Below are 26288 nucleotides of genomic sequence, written 5' to 3'. Positions count from 1 at the left end.
TCAATGCATAAGGTTTTGCTGATTTCAGGGCTGGCCCTGTCTCTGGGCGGCTGTGCCGCCTCCCAGGAGGCGCCGCCACCGGTACAGGTACAGGACCTGTCATCCAGCCGCGCGGGCGACCGCCCGGCCGCCTATACCGTCGAGGCCGGCGATACGCTCTACGGCATCGCCTGGCGCCATGAGATGGACTATCGCGACCTGGCGCGGCTCAACCGTATCGAGCCGCCCTATAACATTCAGCCGGGACAGCAGCTGTCGCTGGGTGGCAGCGGTGGTGGCGCCGGCGGTGGTGAATCGGCTGCGGCGGCGAGCTCGGCCGGAGCCGCGGCGGGCGCCGGCGCCGTGGCGACCGGTCTCGGCGGCGATGATCAGGGCGATGGTTCGATGGAGTGGCTGCTGCCCGATGGCAGCACCGAGCGCAGCGGTGGTGAAGCCAGTGTCGACAGCGAGGCCGTGGCCAGCGCCGAGGCCAGCACCCAAGGCCCGGGGCCGGTCTACGACCCCGAAAGCCCGGGCGCCGACGGGACGCTGAGCGAGGCCGACCAGGCCGAGCGCCAGAGCCGCGAGCAGCAAGAGCAGGCGGCGTCGGCAGGCGAAGAGACAGCCACCGAGCAGGCGCCCGCCGTCGACGACGGTGCCGATGCGGGTGGGGCTCAGGCCGATACCGGCACGGAACCCGAGGCCGATGCCGGGACCCAGGTGGCCGGCGAGCCGGAGACCGGCGGCAGCGAGACACGCGAATACACGCCGGTGGACGAGGTGCCCTGGCAGTGGCCCGCCAACGGCGAGGTGGTCGGCAATTTCGGCACGGGAGGCAGCATCACCGCTGGCATTGATATCGATGGGCAAAAGGGGCAATCTGTCAAGGCGGCCGGGCCAGGTATCGTGGTCTATGCGGGCAGCGGGGTGCGCGGCTACGGCAACCTGATCCTGCTCAAGCACAACGACGAGTTCCTGAGCGCCTACGCCCATAACGACAGCCTGCGTGTGAAGGAAAACGATGTCGTCGAGACCGGCGAGGTGATCGCCAGTATGGGCGACAGCGACGCCGAGGATGTCAGGCTGCACTTCGAGGTGCGCAAGGACGGCCAGCCTCAGGATCCGCTGGAGTACCTGCCGAAGCGTTGAAGGAAAGGGTCGCCAAGCCGCTCGTGTCAGCCACGCAACACCATACAATGACAATCTCTGACAGCGATCGTTTCGAGCATGACACGATGCTCGATACAACCAGGGGCAGCCATCGATGAGCATGCTTGAACGGGACCTGAACGAGGTGGACATGGAGTCGGCCGCAGAAGCGGGGGAGCGAGAGGTCGAGCTCGGCGACGCCGCGCCCGACGCTGGCGATGCGGCGGCCTTCGAGAAGGCGCTGAGTCGCGAGGACCGCCATAACCATCACAGCCTCGACGCCACCCAGATCTATCTCAATGAGATCGGCTTCTCGCCGCTGCTGACGCCGGAGGAGGAGGTCTTCTACGGCCGCCTCGCCCGCGATGGCGACCCCGCCGGTCGATCGCGCATGATCGAGTCTAACCTGCGCCTGGTGGTCAAGATCGCCCGGCGCTATCTCAACCGTGGCCTGACCCTGCTCGACCTGATCGAGGAAGGCAACCTGGGGCTGATCCGTGCCGTGGAGAAGTTCGATCCCGAGCGTGGTTTCCGCTTCTCGACCTACGCCACCTGGTGGATTCGCCAGACCATCGAGCGAGCGCTGATGAACCAGACCCGCACGATTCGTCTGCCGATCCATGTGGTCAAGGAGCTCAACATCTACCTGCGGGCGGCCCGCGAGCTGACCCAGAAGCTCGATCACGAGGCCACCGCCGAGGAGATCGCCGATCACCTCGACAAGCCGGTGGCGACCGTCAAGAAGATGATGGGGCTCAACGAACGGGTCTCGTCGGTCGACTACCCCGTGGGCGGTGAGAGTGACAAGCCGCTGATCGAGACGCTGGCCGACGATCACGAGCAGGGGCCCGAGTCGACCCTGGTGGACGGCGACGTCAAGCAGCACGTCGATGACTGGCTGGCCGAGCTCACCGAGAAGCAATGCGAGGTGGTGGTACGACGCTTCGGCCTGCGTGGCCATGAGGCTTCGACCCTGGAGCAGGTCGGTGAGGAGATCGGCCTGACGCGCGAGCGGGTGCGCCAGATACAGGTGGAAGCGTTGAAGAAGCTGCGCCGGCTGCTCGACAAGCAGGGGCTCGATCTGGATGCCATCTTCGAGTGAGCCCGCCGAGGCTATCCTTGACCGAAAGCCAGGGCCGAGCCCTGGCTTTTTGCGTTGGAAGGGGTGGGTGGGAGATATATCCTGCCCGCCGATATAAATGCAGAGATAAATCTCGCAATGCAGAAATATTTTGGTCGTTAGTGGCGTGAAAAAGCCTCAGGATTGAAAAATAATAGGGCCCTTTCCCTCGTATCCGGAGACTCCCCGCATGGCCCGACCGCTGCGTGCCGACATCGACCTGGACGCCCTGCGCCATAACTATCGCCTGGCCCGTGATCTCGCGCCCGACAGCCGGTCCGTGGCGGTGCTCAAGGCCGATGCCTACGGCCATGGCCTGGTGGCCTGTGCCCGAGCCCTGGAGGGGCTCGCCCCGGCCTTCGCGGTGGCGTGTCTCGAGGAGGCCGAGACCCTGCGCGAGGCCGGCATCGGTGCACCCATCGTGCTGCTGGAGGGCATCTTCGAGAGCCAAGAGCTCGCCCGCGTCGAGGCCCTGGGGCTGTGGATGGCGGTGCACAGCGATTGGCAGCTCGATGCCTTGCTGGCGTGGCGTCCGACGAGGCCGATCCCGGTATGGCTCAAGGTGGATTCCGGCATGCACCGGCTGGGCTTCCCACCCGAGCGGGCCGAGGCGGCCTGGCGACGCCTGCGCGCGGCGCCTGACTACGCCTGTGACCTGCACCTGATGAGCCACTTCGCCACCGCCGATGCCGTCGATAGCGGCTACTTCCACCGCCAGTCGGCGCTGCTGGCCGAGCTCGCCGGGCGCCTGGGCGCGCCCACCTGCCTGGCCAATTCGCCGGCGACCCTGGCGTGGCCCGAGGCCCACGGCGCCTGGAATCGCCCGGGGGTGATGCTCTATGGCAGCGACCCCCTGGAGCACGCCAATGCCGCCAGTCGGCGCCTCGCGCCGGTGATGACGCTGCGCTCCGAGATCATCGCCGTGCGCGAGCTGGAAGAGGGTGAGCCGGTGGGCTATGGCGGCCGTTGGACGGCGCCGCGGCCTTCGCGTGTCGGCATCGTGGCCTGTGGCTACGGCGACGGCTATGACCGCCACGCCGCCGACGGTACCCCGGTGCTGGTCGATGGTCGGCGTACCGCGATCGCCGGCAAGGTCTCCATGGACATGCTGATCGTCGACCTGACCGCGCTGCCCGAGGCCGGCATCGGCAGCGAGGTGGTGCTGTGGGGGCGCGGCTCCGGCGGCGAGACGCTGTCCGTGGATGAGGTGGCCCGCCACTGCGATACCATCAGCTATACGTTGCTCACCGGGGTGCTGCCCAGGGTGCCGAGGCGCTATCATGGGGCGGAACCCGAGTAAGAGTGCCCCATGTCCCAGGACGAGACCACGACCTCCTTCGCCCATCCCCGCTACTGGCCGACCTGGTTGTCCATCGCCGCCATGCGCGTCTCCGCCTGGCTGCCCTGGCGGCTCAAGCTGTGGATCGGCCGAGCCATCGGCCTGGCCGCCTGGCGCTTCGCCGGGCGGCGCCGACACATCACCGAGACCAATATCCGGCTGTGTTTCCCCGAGCTGGACGAGGCCCGACGTGCGCGCCTCGTCAGGGAGTCGTTCATCGCCAACGGCATCGGCATCCTGGAGACGGCCACCGGCTGGTGCCGGGACCCCGAACACCTGCGACATCGCGTGACCTTCAAGGGGCAGGAGCACATGGCCCGTGCCCAGGCCCAGGGCACGGGGGTGCTGATCATCGGCGTGCACTTCTCGACCCTGGACCTGGGCGGGGCCCTGCACTCGCTGTTCTTCCCCGCCGATGCGGTCTATCGGCCCCACGATAACCCGCTGTTCGAGCGTTTCATGACCCGGGCGCGTTCGCGCGTCTTCGGCCGCGCCATCGATCGCCATGACCTGCGTGGCGCGGTGCGTCGGCTCAAGGCGGGGCACAACGTCTGGTACTCGCCGGACCAGGACTTCGGCCGCGATGCCAGCGTGTTCGCTCCCTTCTTCGGCGTCGAGGCGGCGACCATCAAGCTGACCGCCAAGATCGCCCGCATGACCGGGGCGCCGGTGATGCCGCTGATCTTCCACCGCAATCCCGATGGGCGCACCTATAGCCTGGAATACCTGCCGCCGCTGGAGGACTTCCCCAGCGGCGACGAGGTGGCCGATGCCACCCGGATCAATGCCGTCATCGAGGACGCCATTCGTCGCCACCCCGAGCAGTACCTGTGGCTGCATCGGCGCTTCAAGACCCGCCCCAAGGGCGAGTCGAAGCTTTATTGAGCGTCGCCGCCGGCGGGCGGCAGCTCGCCGGGCAGCGCCAGTCGATGGCGGCCTCGGGTCAGCCGGTCGCCGACGAAGGCTCGATCCATGGGATGGTCAGACAGTCGGTCGAGCCGCGCGACGACGCGCTCGGCCATGGCCTGCAGGGCGCGGAGAGGCTCGCCGCTGGCCTCGCGTGACAGCGCCTTGAGGGCCTTGAGCAGGCCCAACAGCACGCTCTGGTCGTCGCCGCCGTAGTGCAGCAGGGGCACGAACAGCCGATGCAGCAGGCTGTCGAAGGGCTCCAGCGGCCAGGTGACGCGTAGTCGTCCCTCCGCGTCGAGCCGCGCATTGGGCGGTTGCCAGGCCAGATGCTGGTTCAGCAGGTCGGTCAGGCGGTGCAGGCACAGGCGTGCCGTGCCCGGGTCGTTGATGCCCGGCGACAGGGCCTTGAGCGCGACTTCCATCAGCTGGGTCATGCCGTGCATGTAGTGCTCGCTCACCGATTCGCCGTCCAGGCGCACCAGGCAATCCTGCAGCGCCTCCTGCCAGGCCGCATCAGGGGGTTCGGCACCCTCCAGGATGGCCAGCGGAGCGCCCCGGATCAGGTAGTCGCCGAAGCGAAAGCTCAGGTGCAGCCGGCCGTTCAGGCGTCTCGCCAGGTCCGCCATGGCGGCGATATCGGCGTTCTGGACATAGCCTTCCTGACGCATCGTGATCTCGTGGCAGGGCGTGCGTGGCAGCGGGCGCGGGTCCAGGCAGCGCCAGTGCTCGCCTTGCCGCCGCCGTGCCTGCTGACGGCGCATGGCCGCCAGCGCCGTACCATGCAGGCCGCGGATCACCGCATCGATCTGTACCGACTGTGAGGCGTTGTGGATGAAATAGACGAACAGCCCCAGGCAGTGGACGACCAGCAGGCAGGCCAGATAGATGGCTGGGCCCATCCAGCCGCGTGCCTCTTCCGGTGCCATCATCAGTAGCAGCAGGAACAGGATGGTCCCCAGGTAGTGGCCCAGTACCCACTGATGGCGGCGTTCGCTGACCAGCCCGAACACCAGCTTGTGGGAGAAGTTGCCGCCGGCCTGAGAGAGCGTCGACATGACCATGGAGAAGCTGAACACCATCAGCGAGATCATGCCGCCGAGCAGCGCGGCCAGCAGTGAGCGGGCGCCGTCGGGCAGTTCCGGGATCCAGGGGGCGAGGCCGTCGGGAAAGCCGATGTCGAGGGTGGTGCTCAGCAGGATCAGCAGGCCCAGCAGGCCGTAACTCGCGGCGGCCAGCGTCGGCAGGTAGGCGATGCTGCTGGTGAAGCTGCGGATGAGCTGAAGGGGGTGCAGCAGGAGCGTCGGCGACATGTCCGGTCCTCGCGCGGCCAGGGGGGCATCGAAGCCGTGTCGACTCCGCTACAGGCGGGCGCGGCGCCCCGCGACTCGCCATGCTCTTCTTATGGCGGCTTCGAGCGTCGCTGTCTAGCCTCGGAGCCAACGCTCGCCGACCGTCGGCGCCAGGGCCCAACCAGAAAGACCCCACGACCTTGCGGCCGTGGGGTCTTGTCGAGCGTGCCGCGCAAGGCGTGCGGCTTAGGCGTCGATGCGCTTGTACTTCATGCGGTGCGGGGTCTCGTCACCGACGCGCTTCTTGTGATCCGCCTCGTACTCGGTGTAGTTGCCCTCGAAGAACTCCACGTGGGACTCGCCTTCGAAGGCGAGGATGTGCGTGGCGATGCGGTCGAGGAACCAGCGGTCGTGGGAGATGACCAGGGCGCAGCCGGGGAAGGCCAGCAGGGCCTCCTCGAGGGCACGCAGGGTCTCGATGTCCAGGTCGTTGGACGGCTCATCGAGCAGCAACACGTTGGCGCCCTGCTTCAGGGTCTGGGCCAGCTGCAGGCGACCGCGCTCGCCGCCGGACAGGTCCGACAGGCGCTTCTGCTGGTCGTTGCCCTTGAAGTTGAAGCGTCCCACGTAGGCTCGCGACGACACCTCGTAGCCGTTGATGTTGAGGATGTCCTGGCCGTCGGACACCGCTTCCCAGACCGTCTGCTTGTTGTCCAGGGCGTCGCGCAGCTGTTCCACATAGGCGATGTCGACGGTCTCGCCGCGGACCACCTCGCCGCTGTCCGGCTGTTCCTGGCCGGTGATCAGCTTGAACAGCGTCGACTTGCCGGCGCCGTTGCCGCCGACGATGCCGACGATGGCCCCGGGCGGCAGCGCGAAGTCCAGGTTCTCGTAGAGCAGCTTGTCGTCGAAGGCCTTGGACACGCCGTGGAACTCGATGACCTTGTCGCCGAGGCGCGGGCCGGGCGGAATGTAGATCTCGTTGGTCTCGTTGCGCTTCTGGAAGTCGCCGGACTGCATCTCCTCGAAGCGGTTGAGGCGCGCCTTGCTCTTGGCCTGTCGACCCTTGGCGTTGGAGCGCACCCACTCGAGCTCTTGCTTGATGGCCTTGTTCTTCGAGGCCTCCTGCTTGGCCTCCTGCGCGAGGCGCTGCTCCTTGGCCTCCAGCCAGCCGGAGTAGTTACCCTCGAAGGGAATGCCTTCGCCGCGGTCGAGCTCGAGGATCCAGCCGGCCACGTTGTCGAGGAAGTAACGGTCGTGGGTGATCGCCACCACGGTGCCGCTGTAGTCGTGCAGGAAGCGCTCGAGCCAGGCCACGGACTCGGCGTCCAGGTGGTTGGTCGGCTCGTCGAGCAGCAGCATGTCGGGGCCGGAGAGCAGCAGGCGGCACAGCGCCACACGGCGGCGCTCGCCGCCGGAAAGGTTGCCCACCTGGGCCTCCCAGGGCGGCAGGCGCAGGGCTTCGGCGGCGACCTCGAGCTTGCGCTCGATGTTGTGGGCATCGGAGGCCTCGATGATGTTCTCGAGGCGCGCCTGCTCGGCGGCCAGGGCGTCGAAGTCGGCGTCGGGCTCGGCATAGGCGGCATAGACGCCGTCGAGTTTCTCCTGGGCCTCCTTGATGGCGCCCAGCGCCTCTTCAACGGTCTCGCGGACGTTCTTCTCGTCGTCGAGTTCCGGCTCCTGGGGCAGGTAGCCGACCTGCATGTTCGGCATCGGACGGGCTTCACCCTCGAACTCGGTGTCGACGCCGGCCATGATGCGCAGCAGGGTCGACTTGCCGGCGCCGTTGAGGCCGAGCACGCCGATCTTGGCGCCCGGGAAGAAGGACAGCGAGATGTCCTTGAGAATCTGTTTCTTGGGGGGAACGACCTTGCCCACCCGATTCATGGTGTAGACGTATTGCGCCATGGAATCTCACTAATGTTTTGAAAAGCGGAGTGCGGGTTGGAGGTTCTGATAGCAGAATCCGTAGGCCCACGATGATAGAGCCCGGGCTGCGCAAAGGCTAGTCGTGTTGGCCCGGGCATGCGGTGGTGGGCCTTCAGGGCAGGCCATGTTCGGCCTTGAGCCGCGCCAGCGCTTGCTGGGCCTCGACGCGTTCGGTGACATCCTTCTGCACGCCGATGAAGTAGGTGAGCGCGTCCTGCTCGTCGAAGACCGGGGTGATCGACAGCTCGTTGTAGAAGAGGGTGCCGTCCTTGCGGTAGTTGCGCAGCACCTCGCGGCACGGCCGCCCCTCGGCGAGAGCCTGGCGGATCGAGGCCAGGGCCGGCTGGTCGCGGTCGTCGTTCTGCAGGAAGCGACAGTCGCGATAGAGGATCTCGTCGGCGCCGTAGCCGGTCAGGCGTTCGAAGCCTCGATTGACGTAGATCAGGATGGTCTCGTCGCCTTCCCGTTCGGCGATGACGATGCCGTCCTCGGAGGCATCGACCATGCGTTCGAGTAGCTCCGGGCTGATCAGGGGCGGGCGTTTCATCGAGGCATTCCTGTCGCGGGGGCGTGATGGGCGGCGCGCCAGGCGCCGCCCCGTGGCCGAATATCATGGCTAGCCGGGCTCGGGATTTCAACGCCGGACGGGCTCATTCGACCTTCAACGCCGGACGGGCTCATTCGACCTCCGGCAGCCGCATGGTGCTGGCCGCGGCCGCCAGCGCCGTGGCCGCCAGCGCCAGCAGCAGGGCGCCGCCGCCGAGCCATTGCGCCAGTGCCCCGGCCAGGCCGCCCACGACGAGCATCAGCACGCCGGTCAGGGTGTTGGAAAGGGCCACGCAGAGGGCGCGATCTTCGGCGCCGGCCAGGTCGACGACGTAGGTCTTGCGGCCCAGCCGCGCCCCGGCGTGGACGATCACCAGCAGCGCATAGAGCAGGGCATAGGGCCAGACGCTGGCCGTCCAGGCGCCGGGTAGCCAGCTCAGCAGCGCCCCGGCGCTGCAGCATACCGCGGTCCCCAGGGCGGCGAGGCGCATCACGCGGCGGCTCGAGGCATCGGCGAGCTTGCCCCACAGGGGGCTTGCCAGCATGCCGGCCACGCCGGACACGATCACCAGCAGGCCCAGGCCGCCGAGCTCACTATCGCCCTGACGTTGGCCGAGCAGGGCCAGGTAGGGCAGCGCCAGGGCGCTCGACAGCAGCAACGCCCGAGACAGGCTGAAGTGCCGGAAGGCACGGTCCTCGCGCAGCAGGCGCAGGCCTTCGCGCAGCGTCGAGGCGATGCTGTCGCCGCCCTGGGTCGCGCCGGGCACCTCGTGGATCAGCGCGGCGCAGGCGGCATTCAGTGCCCAGCCCAGGGCGGCCACCGCCAGTAGCGCGGCCAGGGCGAGCTCGCCGGGACGGTCGCCGAAGCCCATCAACACGGCGCCGGCGGCCAGCGTGGCGGCGCCGGCCAGGCTGCCGCTCCAGCCCATCAGGGTGCCGCGGCGCCGTTTGGCGATGGTCTTGCCCAGCACGTCCTTGGTGGCGATGGACGACAGCCCGCGGGCCAGCGAGAGCGCCACCAGCGCGATGAGCACCAGGGTGCCGCCGAGCCCACCACGGCCGAACAGCGCGAGCACGGCCAGGGCGGCCGCGGCCAGGGCCTGAAACATGGCGCCGGCCACCCAGATGCCCTTGCGTTCCGGGCGGCGGCGGATCAGACCGGCCACGAAGACCTGGGGCAGCAGGGCGCCGGCCTCGCGGATCGGCACCAGCAGGCCGACCATCCACACCGGTGCTCCGATCGCCCCGAGCAGCCAGGGCAGCACCAGCCGTGCGCTCGCCAGCTCATCGGCCAGCTTGTTACCGAGCGACGCGACCAGATGCAGGAAGAAGTTGCGCGGCTGCTCCCGGCAGGCCTCGTCGGGGATGTCCCGACACATCCGGCTGTCTTCATCACCGGTGAGCCGTTCGAAGAGGCGGGTCTGGCTGATCTCGGGGGCGGCCATGGTCGCTCCTTTCGCCGTCGGTAATGAACGACATTGTTGCGACATCGCCGGCCCTTGTCACCTCGACTAGCCGCGCCCGCCGTCGGGCCTAGCGGCCAGCGGCGCCCCGCGACGCTGGGTGATCGGCGCCAGCAACAGGGCGCCGACCAGGAACAGCCCCAGGTAGCCGATCAGCGGATAGAAGAACGCCACCAGCTGGGTGAAGCCGGCGAAGCTCGCCACGAAGCCGACCGCCAGCGTCGCCAGGCCGAAGCGCCGGGCGGCGGGGGTGCGCAGCGCCACGAAGCGGGCGATGAAGGCGTAGAACATGCTGGTGGCGGTGCTGAAGATCATGCCGAAGAGGATGAAGGACATGAACGTCGACAGCCACGGCGAGATGCCGTCGATGATCGAGAGCATCGGCATCGGGTAGCCCGCCACCGCCTCGACCCGGGAGAACAGCGCCAGGTGGCTGACCAGGATCAGCACCCCGATGCCCGCGCCGCCGAGCAGCCCGCCCCAGCCGGCGATGCGCTCGTCTTCCTCGGCGCCGCCCATCACCAGCGCCATGGCGGCGCCCACGGCGATGTTGAACGACACATAGTTGATCGCCGAGACCAGCCAGTGGGGCAGGGTCGAGGGCAGCGCCTCGGCCACCGGTGCCAGCTCGTCGAAGCCGCGCTCCAGGGTGAGCAGGCTATAGCCGCAGGCCGCCACCAGCGCCAGCACCAGCAGCGGCGTGATGCTGCCGATCATCGCCACCACCCGCTCGACGTCGAGCATCACCGTGAGGGCCACCAGCACCGTCATCAGCACGCTGCCCACGGCGGGCGGAAGGCCGAACTGCTGCTCGAGGATCGAGCCGGCGCCGGCGATCATCACCACGCCCACGCCGAACAGCGTGAAGATGATCACGTAGTCGACGATGCGCCCGATATGGCGGCCGCTGATTCGATAGATCACGTCCCGATGGGAGCGGGTGTGAAGGCGGCTGCCCAGCCGCGTCAGCATCATGCCGAGATAGGCGAACAGCGCCGTGGCGACCGCCGCCGCGGCGGTGCCCCAGTGGCCGAAGCTGGTGAAATACTGCAGCACCTCCTGGCCCGAGGCGAAGCCCGCCCCCACGATGACGCCGATGAAAGCGCTGGCCAGTTTGAGTATTTTCCACATGATGCGCTGGATTCCTTGCTGATATAGGTCGATGGGCCTATGTATTTCTTATAGGCAACGGGGTTTATTTTAGGATACGAGGTTTCTCGGCGTATCTTCGCCAAAGGTGGTAGGCGCGGCCGAGCGGGCGCGGGAGGGGGCGGTCATCGAGGAGGGGGGCGGCGCAGACAGTGCCGCGCGCTTGCCTTAGGATGAGGTGTCCACACTCAGCGTTGCGACAGGGAAGGATCGTGTCACATATCAGAATTCACTATTGCACCCAGTGCCAGTGGCTGCTGCGCAGCGCCTGGTATGCTCAGGAGCTGCTCTCGACCTTCGGCGAGGACCTCGAGGAGGTCAGCCTGGTGCCGTCCCATGGCGGTGAGTTCGAGATATTCTGCGGCGCCGAGAGCCTGTGGGAGCGCAAGCGTGATGGCGGCTTCCCCGACGTCAAGGCACTCAAGCGACAGGTGCGCGACCGCCTCGATCCGGTGCGGGATCTGGGGCATATCGACCGATAATCGGCCGCGGGTGGCGGCTCGTCGCCGCCCGATAACGACAGGGAGACATCATGACATCGGATCGTCGTGCCATGCTGTACGGGCTGGGCGCCGTCGCGCTGTGGTCCACCGTGGCCACCGCCTTCAAGGTGGCGCTCGAACGAATGACGCCGCTGGAACTGATGTGGCTCGCCGCGTTGGTGTCCTGGGCGCTGATCGGCGCGCTGGTGGTACGCCGTGGGCTGCTCGGCGAGGCGCTCAGGCGCGGTTGGCGGACCGCCGCCTGGGCCGGGTTGATGAACCCGGTGGCCTACTACCTGGTGTTGTTCGCCGCCTATGATCGCCTGCCGGGCCAGGAGGCGATGGCGCTCAACTACACCTGGGCGCTGGCCATGGCACTGCTGGCGGTGCCGATCCTCGGCCAGCGGCTCACCGTCATGGACGCGCTGGCCGGGCTGGTCGCCTACGGCGGCGTGTGGGTGATCGCCACCCGCGGCGAGGTGTTCGAGGTGGCCTTCGCCGATCCGCTCGGCGTCGGCCTGGCGCTGGTCTCGACGCTGATCTGGGCGTTCTACTGGCTGTTCAATGTGCGTGACCATCGCCCGCCGCTGGTCGCTCAGTGGCAGAACTTCAGCGTCGGGGTGCCGGTGCTGACCCTGCTGTTGCTGCTGGGGCCGGGGTTCGAGTGGCACGGCGTCGATGGGCTGGCCGCCGGGATCTACGTGGGGTTGTTCGAGATGGGTATCGCCTTCGTGCTGTGGCAGATGGCGGTGGGCACGGTGTCGCGCACCGCCAAGGTCTCCAACCTGATCTTCCTGTCGCCGCCGGTGTCGCTATTGCTGCTGTATGTCGTCGTCGGCGAGCCGATCCGGCCCTCGACCCTGGTGGGGCTGGTGCTGATCCTCGGCGGGCTGGCCCTGCAGCAATGGCAGAAGGCGCCGGCCTCGCCGGACGCGAGCTGAGGCCCAAGGGCGGGCCTGACATGCCTCATCGACGGCGTCATTGACCTGTGTGCAGCACCAGGCTGCGATCATCGTGGTTGATCACCGATGGCCGATGGAGGCACCTGATGATGCATATGACAGCGAACGACTGCGGCATGATGATGGGCGCGATGGGGTGGGCGATGCCGGTGATCGGCATCGCCCTGTTGACGCTGCTGGGGCTCGGCATCGCGAGCCTGGCCAAGTTCCTGTTCACCTCCCGGTGAGTCGAGGGGACTGAGGGGCGCCGGCGTACAAGGCGACGAGCAGGCCCGTGGCGGGTCGTGGAGCGCGCGCCGTGTCAGCCCTTGTCGCCAACGCCATGCCGGCGTCTTTCAGCAGTGGCTCCAGCGTGGGCCAGACGTTATCGAGCAGGGTCGGTTGGGCCGCCGCGGTGGGGTGGATGCCGTCGTCCTGCATCAAGGAATCGTCCAGCGCCACGCCTTCCAGCAGGAAGGGCACCAGCGCGACCCCGAAGCGTTCGGCGAGCTCGTCATAGACCGCGGTGAAGGCATCGCGGTAGGCCGGTCCGTAGTTGGGTGGGATATCGATGCCGAGCAACAGCACCTCGGCGCCGGCGGCCTGGCTTGCCTCGATCATGCCCGCCAGGTTGGCGCGCAGTTGTGCCGGTGGCAGGCCGCGCAGGCCGTCGTTGCCGCCGAGTTCGAGCAGCACCAGGTCCGGGGCGTGTTGCTCGAGTAGGTCGGGTAGTCGGGCCGCACCGCCGCCGCTGGTCTCGCCGCTGATGCTGGCGTTGATGACCCGGGCCTTTCCCTCCAGCCGTCGAGACAGCAGACTGACCCAACCGGCCTCGCGCTCGATGCCGTAGGCGGCGCTCAGGCTGTCGCCCATCACCAGCACTCGCGGGCGTTCGTCGGCGGCGGCCGGCGCGGCCACCAGTACCAGCAGCGTCAGGGCCCGGATGAGCTGTCGCGCCAGGATGCCTCGTGCCCGACCCACAGGGATGCGCTTTCTCATGTTTGACTCCTCGCCAGCAATGTCCGGTCCGATTCTACGCGCCGCCCACCTGAACAAGCGGGTGGAGAGCGGCGAGCGCTCGCTGACCATTCTGAACGATCTCGACCTCGAGGTGTTCCCCGGCGAGAGTCTCGCCATCCTCGGCCAGAGCGGGGTGGGCAAGTCGACCCTGCTCGGCCTGCTGGCCGGGCTCGACGCGCCGAGCGACGGCGAGCTCGAGCTGTTCGGCGAGCCGCTCGGCGCGCTCGACGAGGACGGCCGTGCCGGGCTCAGGGCCGGCCGGGTCGGCTTCGTGTTCCAGAACTTCCAGCTGCTGCCGACCCTGACCGCGTTGGAGAACGTGCTGCTGCCCCTGGAGCTTGCCCCGGGCGCTGACGCCGAGGCGCGCGCCCGCGACTGGCTCGGTCGGGTCGGGCTCGGCGAGCGCCTCGACCACTTGCCCAAGCAACTCTCCGGCGGCGAGCAGCAGCGCGTGGCCCTGGCCCGCGCCTTCGTCACCGGCGCCGAGCTGGTGTTCGCCGATGAGCCCACCGGCAACCTCGACCCCACCACCGGGGAGCGTATCATCGACAGCCTCTTCGCCCTGAATCGTGAGGCCGGCACCACCCTGGTGCTGGTCACTCATGACCTGGCCCTGGCGCGGCGCTGCGACCGCTCGCTGCGGCTCGTCGACGGCCGGCTCGAGCCGATCGCGCGTGAGGAGGTCGGCGCATGATGAGGCCACGATACCGGGCGCTCGGCCATGCCGTGCGGCTCTCTTGGAAAGGGCTCCGTCGAGACCTGCGCGCCGGTGACGTGCGTGCGTTGTTCGTGGCCCTGACCCTGGCGGTGGCCGCCGCCACCATGATCGGCTTCTTCCTCGATCGCCTGGAGCGCGGCCTGACCCGCCAGGCCGGGCAGCTGCTGGGCGGCGACGTGGTCCTCGAGCAGTCGCGGCCCTTCGATGCCTCGCTGCGCGGTGCGCTCGAGGACGCCGGGCTGACGCTCTCCGATCAGGTCGACATGGTGTCGATGGTCAGCTTTGGTGAGGCCTTCCAGCCGGTCAGCGTCAAGGCGGTGGACGCCGCCTATCCGCATTACGGCGAGTCCGTGGTCGATCTCGGCGAGGGCGCGCAAGCGCGGCCCAGCGGCCCCGCTCGGGGCACGGCGTGGGTCGCCCCGCGCCTTGCGATGCTACTCGATCTCGAGATCGGCGACCGGCTGCGGCTGGGGCAGACCGAGCTCGAGGTGAGCGGGGTGATCGAGCGCGAGGCCGATCCCTCGGCCGGCTTCGGCAGCTTCAACCCGCGGCTGATGGTGCGCGTCGCCGATCTGGAGGCCACCGGCCTGATTCAGCCCGGCTCGCGCATCGAATACGAGCTGTTGGCCGCCGGCTCCCCTGCGGCGGTAGAGGCCGTGACGCCACGCCTCGAGCGGCTGCGTGGCGAAGGGGTGGAGGTGCGCGACGTGCGCCGCGACCGGCCGCGACTCGGCAGCGCGCTGGCCCGTGCCGACCGTTACCTGAGCCTGGCCGGGCTCGCCGCGGTGCTGCTGGCCGGGGTGGCGGTGGCCATGGCCACCCGGCGCTATGTCGAGCGTCACCTGGACACCGCGGCCCTGTTGCGTTGCTTCGGCGCGCGCCAGGCCGAGCTGGTACGGCTGTTCGCCCTACAGTTGCTGTGGCTGGCGCTGGCGGCCTCGGCGTTGGGCGCGCTGTTGGGGTTGGCCGGGCAGGCGCTGCTGCTGGCGTTGCTTGGCAGCCTGCTGGCGGTGGAATTGCCGCCGCCGGGGCCGATGCCGCTGGCGCTTGGGGTGTTCACCGCCCTGGCCGTACTGGCCGGGTTTGCCGGCCCGACCCTGCTGCGCCTGCGCCGGGTCAGCGCGCTCAAGGTGCTGCGCCGTGAGCTGGACCCGCTGCCGGCCTCCGCCTGGTGGGTGGTGGGCGCCGCGGCGCTGGTGTTCGGCGCCCTGCTGTGGCTGTATTCCGGCGACCCCATCCTGGCGTGCGCGCTGTTGCTGGGTGGTGGGCTGGCGCTGACGATCCTGTGGGGGCTGGGCGGGCTGTTGCTGAGCGCTCTGCTGGCGCTGTGCTCCCGACTGCCGGCCCGCGGCGGGGCGGGGCCGCGACAGGCGCTACGTCTGGGCGGGCGCCAGTTGGCCCGGCGCCGTGCGGCCAGCCTCGGCCAGTTGCTGGCCTTCTCGGTGGCGCTGTTCGCCATGGCGATGATCGCCCTGGTGCGCGGCGACCTGCTCGATGCCTGGCGCGAGCAGCTGCCCGAGAACACCCCTAACCAGTTCGCCATCAACATCCAGCCCGACGAGCGTGACGCCTTCGCCGCCGCCCTGGGCGAGGCCGCCGAGGGCCGTAGCGATCTCTATCCCATGGTGCGGGGGCGGCTGACCGCGATCGACGGCGACGCGCCCCGCGAGTCGGTGCCGCCGGAGGCGCGGGGCGACAACGCCCTGCGCCGAGAGCTCAACCTGACCTGGCGTGCCGACCTGCCCGAGGGCAATCGTCTGGTGGCGGGGGACTGGTTCGACGCCGGCGCGGTCTCGGGCGACGAGGCGGCGTCGCCGGTGCCGATCTCGCTGGAGAGCGGGCTGGCCGGGCGGCTGGGCCTGGAGCTCGGCGACACCCTGACCTTCACCATCGGCAGCGCCAGCGTGGCGGGCGAGATCACTAGCCTGCGCGAGCTGAACTGGGACAGCTTCCGGCCCAACTTCTACGTGATCTTCCCGCCCGGGGTGCTCGAGCGTTTCGGCCATAGCTACATCACCGCCTTCCACCTCGAATCCGGCGACAGTGCGGTGCTGGGCCGGTTGGTACGCGACTTCCCCGGTGTGACCCTGCTCGACGTGGAGGCGATCCTCGAGCGGGTCCGCGAGGTGCTCTCCCAGGTCACCCGGGCCGTGGAGCTGGTGCTGGTGTTGGTGCTGCTGGCCGGGATCAGCGTGCTGCATGCCGCATTGGCCGCCAGCCTGCCGGTGCGTGCCCACGAGGCCGGGCTGCTACGGGTGTTCGGCGCCGGCGATCGCCTGCTGTGGCGGGTGCAGGGCGCCGAATATGCCTTGCTGGGGCTGGCCAGTGGCCTGCTCGCCGCGGCGCTGGCCGAGCTGGCCGCGGCCGGGTTGTATGGTGGCTGGCTGGACCTGACGCCGCGTTGGCATCCCTGGCTATGGGGCCTGTTGCCGCTGGGCGGAGCGCTGCTGGTCGGTGCCATCGGCCAGTGGTTGTCGCGGGACATTCGACGCCGGGCGCCGGCGGAGAGCCTGGGGTTGCTCGGCGAGACTTGAGCCCCCGACGAGCGATCGACGGCGGAGTGGGGCATACTCGACGGGTCGTCGCGAACGCCCGAGATCGACGACCATGACCCTTGCCGTATCCGCGAGGCATTGCGATGCCCCGCGGCTCATCACCAGGGAGGTGAACCCGATGCGCATGAATCCATCCCGAGCCGCCGTGCTCGCCGCCATGCTGGCCGCTCTGCCGTGGGCAGCGGCCCAGGCCGATGCCGAGCGCCTCGAAGCCGATCTCCGCGCGCGCTTCGCCGCTGCGCCGGGAGAGCTGACGATCGGCGAGCTGTCCGACGGCCTGCTCGGTGGGGATGCCACCGCCGAGAACCTGAGCTTCGTCGAGGACGACGGTTCCCGGGTGCGAGTGGCGCGGTATGTCGTCGAGGGCGACTACGACGCCCCCGACGCGGTCGTCATGGAGGGTGTCAGGCTCGAAGGCGGTGGCCGCGAGGCCGGCATGTTCAGCGTCGAGCGGTTGCGTCTCGAGAAGCCCAGTGGGCCGCTGCCATGGCCCGAGGGTCGCTGGAACGGGGCCGATCTCGATGCCGAGGCGCTGACCGCCGAGGGCCTGCGCCTGGAACTCGAGTCGGCCCCCGTCACCTCCGCCGACGGCAAGAAGGTCCTTGGGGGGCAAGCATCGCCCCATGGCTGGCTGACGATAGAGCGGCTGCAGGCCAGCGAGCTGTCGCCCCAGGCCATCGGCCACCTGGAGGCGAATGGCATCGCGGGGCACGGCGAAGGCCTCGACGAGATGGGGGTTGCCGACCTCACGCTGGCCTCGCTTGAGCTGGACGGCATGCGACGCCTGGCGGATGACGGCGAGGGGCCGAGCCTGGATGGCCTGCGGCTCGAGGCGCTGTCCATCGAGTCCGACCGCCTGGTGGCCGATCTCGAGAGCCTGAGCGTCGATGGCAACCTGCGTGACGGCGAAGGCGGGGCGCGCTTCGAGGCCCTCGACCTGGATCTGACGCGGATGATCGAGCGGGCGCCGGCCGCGCAGCGGACCCAGCTACGCCTGGCCAGCAACGTGCTGACCGGCGGCAGCGGTCAGCTGCGCCTGGACGGCGAGTTCGATGGCGGCTGGGAGGCGCTGGGCCGCAAGAGCCTGTTGACGGGCGAGGGCATGGTCACCGCCGATGATGCCTTCCGCTGGCGGTTCGACACCGAGCTGCCGGTGCGCCTGCCGGAAGGCGTGGATCCGCAGGCCTACCTGTCCACGATGACCGACCCGAGTGACATGACGCTGCTCGGCGGGCGCATCGAGACGACGCTCTCTGAGCTGGGGCTGTTCGCTCGGCTGCCGGCGGTGATGGCCGCCAGCCGCGGCATCGGCGAGGCCGAGGCGCTCGAGCAGGCACGCACTCAGGCCAAGGGCTTCGGCACCATGCTCGGGCCGCGGGTCGGCCGCCTGTTGAATGGCCTGGTGGACATGATGGAAGGCCAGGCCAGCGAGTTGACGGTACGGCTGACCCTGCCGGCTGCCAGCGACGCCAGGACGCTCACCGCCGACCCGCTGGGCCTGCCGAGCAAACTGTCGATGGAAGTGGAGACGCGTTGATCGCGTGGGCATGGCGGTGGGCCTGCCTTCAGAATTTCTGAACATGAGATGAGAAATCATGGGGCGCCACATGACGGGGTTTCAAGTGAAAGCCGCCGGGTGCTGGGGTATGATGACGGCCTTCGATTTCTCCGTTGATGCGAGGTTTCCCGCCGATGTTCAGCCGTGACATGCAGATTGCCGGTTTCGATGATGCCCTGTTCGATGCGATGCGCAAGGAAAGCACGCGTCAGGAAGCACACATCGAGCTGATCGCCTCCGAGAACTACGCAAGCCCCCGGGTGATGGAGGCTCAGGGCAGCCAGCTGACCAACAAGTATGCGGAAGGCTATCCCGGTAAGCGCTACTACGGCGGCTGCGAGTACGTCGACGTGGTCGAGCAGCTGGCCATCGACTACGCCAAGGAGTTGTTCGGCGCCACCTACGCCAACGTCCAGCCGCATTCCGGCTCCCAGGCCAACGGCGCCGTCTTCCAGGCGCTGATCAAGCCCGGCGACACCGTGCTGGGCATGAGCCTGGATGCCGGCGGTCACCTGACCCATGGCGCCAAGCCGAATTTCTCCGGCAAGCACTACAACGCCGTGCAGTACGGCATCGACGAGCACGGCCGCATCGACTACGACCAGGTGGCCCGCCTGGCCCGCGAGCACCAGCCGAAGATGATCATCGCCGGCTTCTCCGCCTATTCCCAGATCATCGACTGGGCCAAGTTCCGCGAGATCGCCGACGCGGTGGGTGCCTACCTGCTGGTCGACATGGCCCACATCGCCGGCCTGGTCGCCGCCGGGGCCTATCCGAGCCCGCTGGCCCATGCCCATGTGGTCACCACCACCACCCACAAGACCCTGCGCGGCCCGCGTGGCGGCCTGATCCTCTCCGCCGAGGGCGACGAGGCCATCGAGAAGAAGCTGCAGTCCGCGGTCTTCCCGGGCATCCAGGGCGGCCCGTTGGAGCACGTCATCGCCGCCAAGGCGGTGTGCTTCAAGGAAGCCATGGCGCCCGAGTTCAAGACCTACCAGCAGCAGGTGGTCAAGAATGCCCAGGCCATGGCGGGGGTGTTCATCGAGCGTGGCTTCGACATCGTCTCCGGCGGCACCGAGGACCACCTCTTCCTGCTGTCGCTGGTCAAGCAGGGCGTGACCGGCAAGGACGCGGATGCCGCCCTGGGGCGTGCCCACATCACCGTCAACAAGAACGCCGTGCCGAACGACCCGCAGAGCCCGTTCGTGACCTCCGGGCTGCGCATCGGCACCCCGGCGGTGACCACCCGCGGCTTCGGCGAGGCCGAGTGTGCGACGCTGGCCGGCTGGATCTGCGACATCCTCGACGTGCTGGCCAAGGGCGAAGACACCGCGGCCATCGAGGCCGAGGTCAAGGGCCAGGTCGAGACCGTCTGCGCGAGCTTCCCGGTCTACCGCTGATCGGCGCCTGATCCGCGCGGAGCGCCCCGTCCCGGTTTCCGGGGCGGGGCGCTCGCGTTTGGGGCCGGCTATGGCGCGCGGCTATCTAGCGACCTTCCTAATATAAAAAATAAGTATAATGATATAACCTTATGCCTTGTTATGATGCGGGCATCGGCCGGCCCGGCATCGCGCCCCGGCCTACCATTCCCGCTGCCAACGGAGGCATGCCATGACTCAACGCCCGATCGTCACGGCCTTCTTCGACGAGGCCACCAGCACCTTCAGTTATGTGGTCCGTGATCCGGCGTCTCGCGCCTGTGCCATCCTCGATTCGGTGCTCGACTTCGACTACGCGGCCGGGCATACCGACGTGCGTTCCGCCGATGCGATCATCGCCTTCGTCGAGGAGCAAGGGCTCAGCGTCGAGTGGCTGCTCGAGACCCATGTGCATGCCGATCATCTCTCGGCGGCGCCCTATCTGCAGGAGGCGACCGGCGGCAGGACCGGCATCGGCGCGCGCATCGTCGAGGTGCAGGAGATCTTCGGCAAGGCCTTCAACGCCGGCAGCGAGTTCGCCCGGGATGGCAGCCAGTTCGATCGACTCTTCGAGGAGGGCGACACCTTCGCCATCGGCGGCCTCGAGGGGCGGGTGCTGCACACGCCGGGCCACACGCCGGCCTGTCTGACCTACGTGATCGGCGATGCGGCCTTCGTCGGCGATACCCTGTTCATGCCCGATTACGGCACGGCACGCTGCGATTTCCCCGGCGGCGATGCGCGTGCCCTCTATCGTTCCATCCACAAGGTGCTGGCGCTGCCCGACGATACCCGGCTCTTCCTGTGTCACGACTACAAGACGCCGGAGCGCGAGGCGTTTCGCCACGAGACCAGCGTGGCCGAGCAGCGCCACCATAATCGCCATGTACACGCAGGCGTCGGCGAGGATGAGTTCGTGCGCATGCGCACCGAGCGCGACGCGACCCTGGGCATGCCGCGGCTGATCATCCCCTCGGTGCAGGTCAACATGCGCGCCGGCCGGTTGCCGCCCGCCGAGGACAATGGGCAGGTCTACCTCAAGGTGCCGCTCGACCGCCTCTGAGCCACCCTTCGCTCCCCACAACGCCACCATCTGGAGGCCGTCATGCCCCATGCGTCCATGGAATCCCCGGCGCTTCGCCACGATATCGTCGTCATCGGCGGCGGCGCGGCCGGCATCGCCGTCACCGCGAGCCTGCTGAAACGCCGCGGCGACCTGGACATCGCCATCGTCGAACCCGCCGAGATGCATAGCTACCAGCCCGGCTGGACGATGGTCGGCGGCGGCATCTTCTCGCCCGAGGCCACCCGCCGGCCGATGGACGCGGTGATTCCTCGGCGGGCGACCCGCTATGCCACGCATGTCGAGCGGGTCGACCCCGAGGCCTGTGAGGTGGCCCTGGGCGACGGTCGCCGGCTGGGTTATACCCGGCTCGTGGTGGCGCCGGGGCTGGTGCTCGACTGGGGCGCTATCGAGGGCCTGGAGGCGACGCTCGGCCAGCACGGGGTGACCTCCAACTACCGCTTCGACCTGGCGCCCTACACCTGGTCGTTGGTGCAGTCGCTGCGGCGGGGGCGGGCGCTGTTCACCCAGCCGCCGATGCCGATCAAGTGCGCCGGCGCGCCGCAGAAGGCGATGTATCTGTCCTGCGATCATTGGCGCCGCCAAGGGCGGCTGGACGACATCGAGGTCCGCTTCTGCAACGCCGGCGCGGCGCTGTTCGGCGTGCCCGACTACGTGCCGGCCTTGCAGCGCTATATCGACGGTTACGGCATCGAGGCGGGCTACGGCGAACGCCTGGTCGCGGTGGACGGGCCGTCGCGCACCGCGCGTTTCGTGGTCGGTGGCGAGGACGGCGAGCGGATCGAGGAGCGCGGCTTCGACATGCTGCACGTGGTGCCACCGCAGCGTGCGCCGGCCTTCATCGCCGAGTCGTCGCTGGCCAACCCGGGCGGCTGGCTGGACCTGACCCCCGAGACGCTGCGCCATACCCGTTACCCGGCGGTGTTCGGGCTGGGCGACGTCAGCGGCACCGGCAACGCCAAGACCGCCGCGGCGGTACGCGTCCAGGCCCCGGTGGTGGCCGAGAACCTGATCGCCTCGTTGGACGACGAACCCCCGACGGCGGCCTATAGCGGCTATGGCTCCTGCCCGCTGACGGTGGAGTGCGGGCGCGTCGTGCTGGCCGAATTCGTCTACGGCGGCGAGGTGCGACAGACCTTCCCGCGCTGGCTCAACGACGGCACCCAACCGACCCGCCTGGCCTGGTGGCTCAAGGCCAGGCAGCTGCCCTGGCTGTACTGGAACCTGATGCTCAAGGGGCATGAATGGCTGGCTCGGCCGGCCCGCCGGAACGCGAGCGACCGATGACGCCGTCACGCTGGATACCACTGCTCGGCTGGCTGCCCGGCTACCGACGCGACACCCTGGCCCGGGACCTGCTGGCGGCGCTGATCGTCACCCTGATGCTGGTGCCGCAATCGCTGGCCTATGCCCAGCTGGCCGGCCTGCCGCCGGAGATGGGCCTCTACGCCAGCCTGTTGCCGCTGCTGCTGTATGCCGTGTTCGGCACCAGCCCGTCCCTCGCGGTCGGGCCGGTGGCGGTGATCTCGCTGATGACCGCCTCGGCGTTGGGCGGCATCGCCGCGCCCGGCAGTGCCGAGTATGTCGGGGCGTCGCTGGTGCTGGCGGCGCTCTCCGGGGCGTTGCTGGTGGCGATGGGATTGCTGCGGCTGGGATTTCTCGCCAACTTCCTGAGTCATCCGGTGATCTCGGGATTCGTCAGCGCCTCGGGGCTGCTGATCGCCGTCAGCCAGCTACCCCACCTGCTGGGGATCGAGGCCGCGGGCGGCAACATGCTGGAGCGGGGCGTAGCGCTGGTGGGCTCGCTGGGCGAGTTGCATCCGGCCACGGCGGCCATCGGCCTGGGCACCTGGGGCTATCTGCTGTGGTGCCGGCGCTATCTCCGAGGCGGGTTGGGCCGCCTGGGGCTGCCGGCCATGGTCGCCGAGCTCGCCGCCAAGGCCGCCCCGATCTCGGCGGTGATCGTCAGCGGCCTGCTGGCCTGGCGCCTGGGGCTCGGGGAGCATGGCGTGGCGTTGATCGGCGAGGTCCCGGGAGGGCTGCCGTCGCCGGCGCTGCCGAGCCTCGAGCCGGGGCTGTGGTCGAGCCTCGCCTCCGCGGCGGCGCTGATCAGCCTGGTGGGATTCGTGGAGTCGGTATCGGTGGCGCAGACCCTGGCCGCCAAGCGCCGCCAGCGGATCGATCCCAATCAGGAACTGATCGCCCTGGGGCTCGCCAGCGTAGGCACCGGGGTGAGCGGCGGCGCGCCGGTCTCCGGCGGTTTCTCGCGCTCGGTGGTCAACTTCGAGGCCGGCGCCGCCACGCCGCTGGCCGGCGCCTTCACCGCACTTGGCATCGCCATGGCGACCCTGACCCTGACCGCGCCGCTGGCCTTCCTGCCCACGGCGACGCTGGCCGCCACCATCATCGTCGCCGTCGGCGGGCTGATCGACTTGCCGGCCATTCGCCGTACCTGGGCCTATTCCCGGGCCGACGGCGCGGCCATGCTGGCGACCCTGGTGCTGACCCTGGCACAGGGCCTGGAAAGCGGCATCCTGGCCGGCGTGGCGCTGTCGGTGGGCCTGCACCTCTATCGCACCAGCCGCCCGCACAGCGCCGTGGTGGGGCGGGTGCCCGGTAGCGAGCACTTCCGCAACGTGCGTCGCCATGAGGTGGAGACCGACGAGCGCCTGGCCATCCTGCGGATCGACGAGAGCCTGTACTTCGCCAACGCCCGCTATCTGGAAGACACCGTCATGGCGCTGGCGGCACGCCAGCCGGGCCTGGAGCACCTCGTGCTGGCCTGTCAGGCGGTCAATATCGTCGATGCCTCGGCGCTGGAGAGCCTGGAGGCCATCAACCGCCGGCTCAAGGACGCCGGGGTGGCGCTGCACCTGGCCGAGGTCAAGGGGCCGGTGATGGACCGCCTGGCGGCGACCGACTTCTGCCAAGCGCTCGAGGGGCGGATCTTCCTGAGTACCTTCGACGCCTGGCAGGCCTTGCATGGGGCCGAGGCCTGCCGCCCGGTGGCCGAGCGGCAGGCCTGATCGTCGGGTTCCATGGCCGGGGAGCCCGGCACGGCAGTCGGCCTCAGGGTCGCGGGCCGAGGATCTCGTTTAGCCTGCCGTCGCGCGGCATGCCCTGGGCGGTCTTCAGCAGGCCGTCCTGTCGATAGACGATGCCCGGGGTGGCGACCAGGCTGAGGCTGTTCATCAGCGTGTGGTTATCCTGCAGGGCCAGCTCCCAGCGGCGGGGCAGGGAATCGAGGACCTCGACCGGCGTGCCGGCCTCGTGGGCGGCTAGCGTCGCGGCCGGGTCGTCGGCGGCCAGCATCGAGACCGCCTGGCGTGGGCTCTTGGCGGCCAGGATGCCGACCATGACGTGGCGTAGCTGGACCTTCCCGGCCTCGACCCAGGGGCGTGCGGCCTGCCAGAACTGCCGGCAGTAGGGGCAGTTGGGGTCGGTGAACACGTAGACCTTGCGCTCGGCGCTCGCCTCGCCGTCGGGGATCCAGGCCGCCTGTTCGAGGTCGGCCCAGGTCTCGGCATCCTTGGGGCCGCGCACCAGGCGGTCCAGCGGGGCCTGGGAGAGGTTCTCGCCCTCGGCGTCCACCAGGTTGCCGATCACGGCATGTTCGCCGTCGGCGGTGACGAATACCGTCATCGGCTGGCCCTGGGCGCTGGCCGCGTAGCCGGTCAGCCCCGTGGGGGCCTCGAAACGGCCGTGCACGGTGAGGCCGTCGGCCTCGAGGGCCTGTAGCGGGGCCGGGAGTTCCTCGGCGGCGGCGGTGAGCGGCAGCAGCAGGGCGGCCGGCAACAGGACGCGGGGCAGGGCGAGCATGGCGATCCTCCTTGAATGGGTCTCCTAGCTGACAACGATGTGGCCCCGGGGTTCGCTGGGGCTACGCCGCCAAAACCGTTACAATATGGCGACATCGTCCTCGACCCCGGAACCTTGCTTATGCACTGCCCCTTCTGCGGCGCCTCCGACACTCGCGTGACCGACTCTCGGCTGGTCGTCGATGGCGATCAGGTGCGGCGGCGGCGCCAGTGCGCGGCCTGCGGCGAGCGCTTCACCACCTACGAGACCGCCGAACTGGTGATGCCGAGGGTGATCAAGGGCGACGGGTCCCGGGAGCTGTTCGACGAGGCCAAGCTACGTGCCGGCATGCTGCGCGCCCTGGAGAAACGGCCGGTGAGCGCCGAGCCGATCGAGGCCGCGGTGGAGCGCATTCGACAGACGCTGCGCGCCCGGGGCGAACGCGAGATTCACGCCCGCGACGTCGGCGAGGAAGTCATGCATGCCTTGAAGCGCCTCGATCAGGTGGCCTATATCCGTTTCGCCTCGGTGTATCGCCGCTTCCAGGACATCGATGAGTTCCGTGCCGAGATCGACCGACTGGCCCAGGAACCGAGCTTCCAGTCCGACGAGTCCGGCGAATCATGAGCGCCGTGGCTCACTCGCCCGAACACTGGATGGCGCGCGCCCTGGTGCTGGCCCGCCGCGGCCTCTATACCACTCATCCCAATCCGCGGGTGGGCTGCGTGCTGGTCAAGGACGGGCGCCGGGTCGGCGAGGGCTGGCACGCACGAGCCGGCGAACCCCACGCCGAGGTCCATGCCCTGCGCGCGGCCGGCGAGGCCGCGCGCGGCGCCACGGCCTACGTCACCCTGGAGCCTTGTTCCCATCACGGCCGCACCGGCCCCTGTGCCGCGGCGCTGGTCGAGGCCGGTGTCGCCAGGGTGGTCCTGGCCATGCGCGATCCCAACCCGCAGGTGGCGGGGCGCGGCATCGCCCGGCTGCAGGCGGCCGGCATCGAGGTCGAGGTCGGCCTGTTGGCGGCGCGGGCCCATGACCTGAATCCCGGTTTCGTCTCGCGGATGGCCGCCGGCCGGCCCTTCGTGCGGTTGAAGATGGCGATGAGCCTCGACGGGCGCACCGCCATGCGTTCCGGGGAGTCTCAGTGGATCACCGGCGCAGCGGCGCGCTGCCAGGTGCAACGCCTGCGGGCCCGCTCCGGCGCGGTGATCACCGGCGTGGAGTCGGTGATCTTCGATAACTCGCGCCTGACCCTGCGTGCCGAGCAGCTCGAGCTGCCGGATGCCGAGGCCATCGCCGGCCGCCAGCCGCTGCGCGTGGTGGTGGACTCGCGGCTGCGCCTGCCCGAGGCGGCGGCCTGCCTGCGCGAGCCGGGCCGCACGCTGGTGGCCACCGTCGAGGGCCATGACGCCGAGCGCCGGGCTCGCCTCGAGGCGCTGGGGGCCGACGTGCGGGTGTTGCCGGCGGGCGAGGACGGCCGCGTCGATCTGGCGGCCCTGCTGGACCACCTCGCCGCCGATGAGTCGATCAACGAGGCGTTGCTGGAGACCGGCGCGACCCTGGCCGGGGCCATGCTGGACGCCGGGCTGGTCGACGAGATGCAGCTGTTCGTCGCCCCGACCCTGCTCGGTGGCGAGGCGCGGCCGCTGTTCGCCCTGCCCGGGCTCGAGCGCATGGCCGAGCAGCGGCCGCTGGAGATCCTCGATATCCGCGCGGTGGGCCACGATTGGCGGATCACCGCCCGGCCGGCGCACCAGGCGTGAGGCGTCAGGCGCCGACGTTGGCGCGGCTAGCCGACACGCGGCCGGCGGGCGCTTCCCTGGCTCCTCAAGAGACTGGCGC

The 26288-nt window shown here is 69.2% G+C and carries 23 protein-coding genes; 16 read left to right on the top strand and 7 right to left on the bottom strand.

Features of this window, described 5'->3' with window-relative positions:
* The first annotated feature begins 3 nt into the window (after window positions 1–3).
* The 4 genes from ETC07_RS08945 to lpxL all read left to right on the top strand — a co-directional run bounded on the left by ETC07_RS08945 (window position 4) and on the right by lpxL (window position 4472).
* Complete coding sequence (locus tag ETC07_RS08945; protein ID WP_136248167.1) at window positions 4–1128, top strand: peptidoglycan DD-metalloendopeptidase family protein; 1125 nt, start codon at window positions 4–6, stop codon at window positions 1126–1128.
* A gap of 115 nt (window positions 1129–1243) precedes the next feature.
* On the top strand, window positions 1244–2230 hold the full coding sequence (rpoS, locus tag ETC07_RS08940; RefSeq protein WP_136248166.1) for an RNA polymerase sigma factor RpoS: 987 nt from the start codon (window positions 1244–1246) through the stop codon (window positions 2228–2230).
* A 208-nt stretch (window positions 2231–2438) separates the two neighbouring features.
* Window positions 2439–3548, top strand: coding sequence for an alanine racemase (alr, locus tag ETC07_RS08935; RefSeq protein ID WP_136248165.1), 1110 nt, complete (start codon window positions 2439–2441; stop codon window positions 3546–3548).
* A gap of 9 nt (window positions 3549–3557) precedes the next feature.
* Window positions 3558–4472, top strand: a complete 915-nt coding sequence (lpxL, locus tag ETC07_RS08930) for an LpxL/LpxP family Kdo(2)-lipid IV(A) lauroyl/palmitoleoyl acyltransferase (RefSeq protein ID WP_136248164.1) — start codon at window positions 3558–3560, stop codon at window positions 4470–4472.
* On the opposite strand, the gene ETC07_RS08925 is transcribed toward lpxL, so the two are convergent.
* From ETC07_RS08925 to ETC07_RS08905, 5 genes are all read right to left on the bottom strand, one after another.
* The gene (locus ETC07_RS08925; RefSeq protein ID WP_136248163.1) at window positions 4466–5806 is read right to left on the bottom strand and encodes a DUF2254 domain-containing protein; all 1341 of its coding nucleotides are present in this window, start codon (window positions 5804–5806) and stop codon (window positions 4466–4468) included. The genes lpxL and ETC07_RS08925 overlap by 7 nt on opposite strands.
* Window positions 5807–6031: 225 nt before the next feature.
* Window positions 6032–7693, bottom strand: coding sequence for an energy-dependent translational throttle protein EttA (gene ettA / locus ETC07_RS08920; RefSeq protein WP_136248162.1), 1662 nt, complete (start codon window positions 7691–7693; stop codon window positions 6032–6034).
* A 133-nt stretch (window positions 7694–7826) separates the two neighbouring features.
* Window positions 7827–8261 carry a PAS domain S-box protein gene (locus ETC07_RS08915; RefSeq protein WP_136248161.1) on the bottom strand — a complete coding sequence of 145 codons (435 nt, stop codon included), beginning with the start codon at window positions 8259–8261 and terminating at the stop codon, window positions 7827–7829.
* A 130-nt stretch (window positions 8262–8391) separates the two neighbouring features.
* A complete protein-coding gene (locus ETC07_RS08910; RefSeq protein WP_136248160.1) occupies window positions 8392–9705 on the bottom strand; it encodes an MFS transporter in 1314 nt (437 codons plus the stop codon).
* 66 nt (window positions 9706–9771) lie between these two features.
* Window positions 9772–10854 carry a YkvI family membrane protein gene (locus tag ETC07_RS08905; RefSeq protein ID WP_136248159.1) on the bottom strand — a complete coding sequence of 361 codons (1083 nt, stop codon included), beginning with the start codon at window positions 10852–10854 and terminating at the stop codon, window positions 9772–9774.
* Window positions 10855–11084: 230 nt separating this feature from the next.
* Here ETC07_RS08905 and ETC07_RS08900 point away from each other — a divergent pair, with 230 nt between their 5' ends.
* The 3 genes from ETC07_RS08900 to ETC07_RS15675 all read left to right on the top strand — a co-directional run bounded on the left by ETC07_RS08900 (window position 11085) and on the right by ETC07_RS15675 (window position 12543).
* Window positions 11085–11354, top strand: coding sequence for an Rdx family protein (locus ETC07_RS08900; protein WP_136248158.1), 270 nt, complete (start codon window positions 11085–11087; stop codon window positions 11352–11354).
* 50 nt (window positions 11355–11404) lie between these two features.
* Entirely contained in the window at window positions 11405–12295 is an 891-nt protein-coding gene (locus ETC07_RS08895) for a DMT family transporter (protein WP_136248157.1), read from the top strand.
* A 107-nt stretch (window positions 12296–12402) separates the two neighbouring features.
* Window positions 12403–12543 carry a hypothetical protein gene (locus ETC07_RS15675; RefSeq protein WP_168709205.1) on the top strand — a complete coding sequence of 47 codons (141 nt, stop codon included), beginning with the start codon at window positions 12403–12405 and terminating at the stop codon, window positions 12541–12543.
* Here the strand turns inward: ETC07_RS15675 and ETC07_RS08890 are convergent.
* On the bottom strand, window positions 12530–13294 hold the full coding sequence (locus ETC07_RS08890) for an arylesterase (RefSeq protein ID WP_136248156.1): 765 nt from the start codon (window positions 13292–13294) through the stop codon (window positions 12530–12532). The two genes, ETC07_RS15675 and ETC07_RS08890, sit on opposite strands and share 14 nt — an antisense overlap.
* Between ETC07_RS08890 and ETC07_RS08885 the strand changes: the two genes are divergently transcribed.
* The 7 genes from ETC07_RS08885 to ETC07_RS08855 all read left to right on the top strand — a co-directional run bounded on the left by ETC07_RS08885 (window position 13293) and on the right by ETC07_RS08855 (window position 23674).
* Entirely contained in the window at window positions 13293–14009 is a 717-nt protein-coding gene (locus ETC07_RS08885) for an ABC transporter ATP-binding protein (RefSeq protein ID WP_240724602.1), read from the top strand. The two genes, ETC07_RS08890 and ETC07_RS08885, sit on opposite strands and share 2 nt — an antisense overlap.
* Window positions 14006–16567 carry an ABC transporter permease gene (locus ETC07_RS08880; RefSeq protein WP_240724601.1) on the top strand — a complete coding sequence of 854 codons (2562 nt, stop codon included), beginning with the start codon at window positions 14006–14008 and terminating at the stop codon, window positions 16565–16567. Before ETC07_RS08885 ends, ETC07_RS08880 begins: the two co-directional genes overlap by 4 nt.
* A 145-nt stretch (window positions 16568–16712) precedes the next feature.
* Window positions 16713–18125, top strand: coding sequence for a hypothetical protein (locus ETC07_RS08875; protein WP_136248154.1), 1413 nt, complete (start codon window positions 16713–16715; stop codon window positions 18123–18125).
* A gap of 155 nt (window positions 18126–18280) precedes the next feature.
* The gene (gene glyA, locus ETC07_RS08870; RefSeq protein ID WP_136248153.1) at window positions 18281–19546 is read left to right on the top strand and encodes a serine hydroxymethyltransferase; all 1266 of its coding nucleotides are present in this window, start codon (window positions 18281–18283) and stop codon (window positions 19544–19546) included.
* Between the two features lie 211 nt (window positions 19547–19757).
* The gene (locus ETC07_RS08865) at window positions 19758–20627 is read left to right on the top strand and encodes an MBL fold metallo-hydrolase (RefSeq protein WP_136248152.1); all 870 of its coding nucleotides are present in this window, start codon (window positions 19758–19760) and stop codon (window positions 20625–20627) included.
* Window positions 20628–20669: 42 nt separating this feature from the next.
* The gene (locus ETC07_RS08860; protein ID WP_136248151.1) at window positions 20670–21935 is read left to right on the top strand and encodes an NAD(P)/FAD-dependent oxidoreductase; all 1266 of its coding nucleotides are present in this window, start codon (window positions 20670–20672) and stop codon (window positions 21933–21935) included.
* Entirely contained in the window at window positions 21932–23674 is a 1743-nt protein-coding gene (locus ETC07_RS08855) for a SulP family inorganic anion transporter (RefSeq protein ID WP_136248150.1), read from the top strand. Before ETC07_RS08860 ends, ETC07_RS08855 begins: the two co-directional genes overlap by 4 nt.
* Window positions 23675–23717: 43 nt before the next feature.
* Here the strand turns inward: ETC07_RS08855 and dsbG are convergent, their stop codons facing one another.
* A complete protein-coding gene (gene dsbG / locus ETC07_RS08850) occupies window positions 23718–24467 on the bottom strand; it encodes a thiol:disulfide interchange protein DsbG (RefSeq protein ID WP_136248149.1) in 750 nt (249 codons plus the stop codon).
* Window positions 24468–24587: 120 nt separating this feature from the next.
* On the opposite strand from dsbG, the gene nrdR reads away from it, so the two are divergent.
* Window positions 24588–25073, top strand: a complete 486-nt coding sequence (gene nrdR / locus ETC07_RS08845; RefSeq protein WP_136248148.1) for a transcriptional regulator NrdR — start codon at window positions 24588–24590, stop codon at window positions 25071–25073.
* A complete protein-coding gene (gene ribD / locus ETC07_RS08840) occupies window positions 25070–26209 on the top strand; it encodes a bifunctional diaminohydroxyphosphoribosylaminopyrimidine deaminase/5-amino-6-(5-phosphoribosylamino)uracil reductase RibD (RefSeq protein ID WP_136248147.1) in 1140 nt (379 codons plus the stop codon). Before nrdR ends, ribD begins: the two co-directional genes overlap by 4 nt.
* Window positions 26210–26288 lie beyond the last annotated feature (79 nt).

The sequence above is a fragment of the Halomonas borealis genome (genome assembly GCF_004798905.1).
Classification (GTDB): Bacteria; Pseudomonadota; Gammaproteobacteria; order Pseudomonadales; family Halomonadaceae; genus Halomonas; species Halomonas borealis.
Note: the sequence above shows the minus strand (reverse complement) of the source record. Positions and strands in the feature narration are given on the sequence as shown.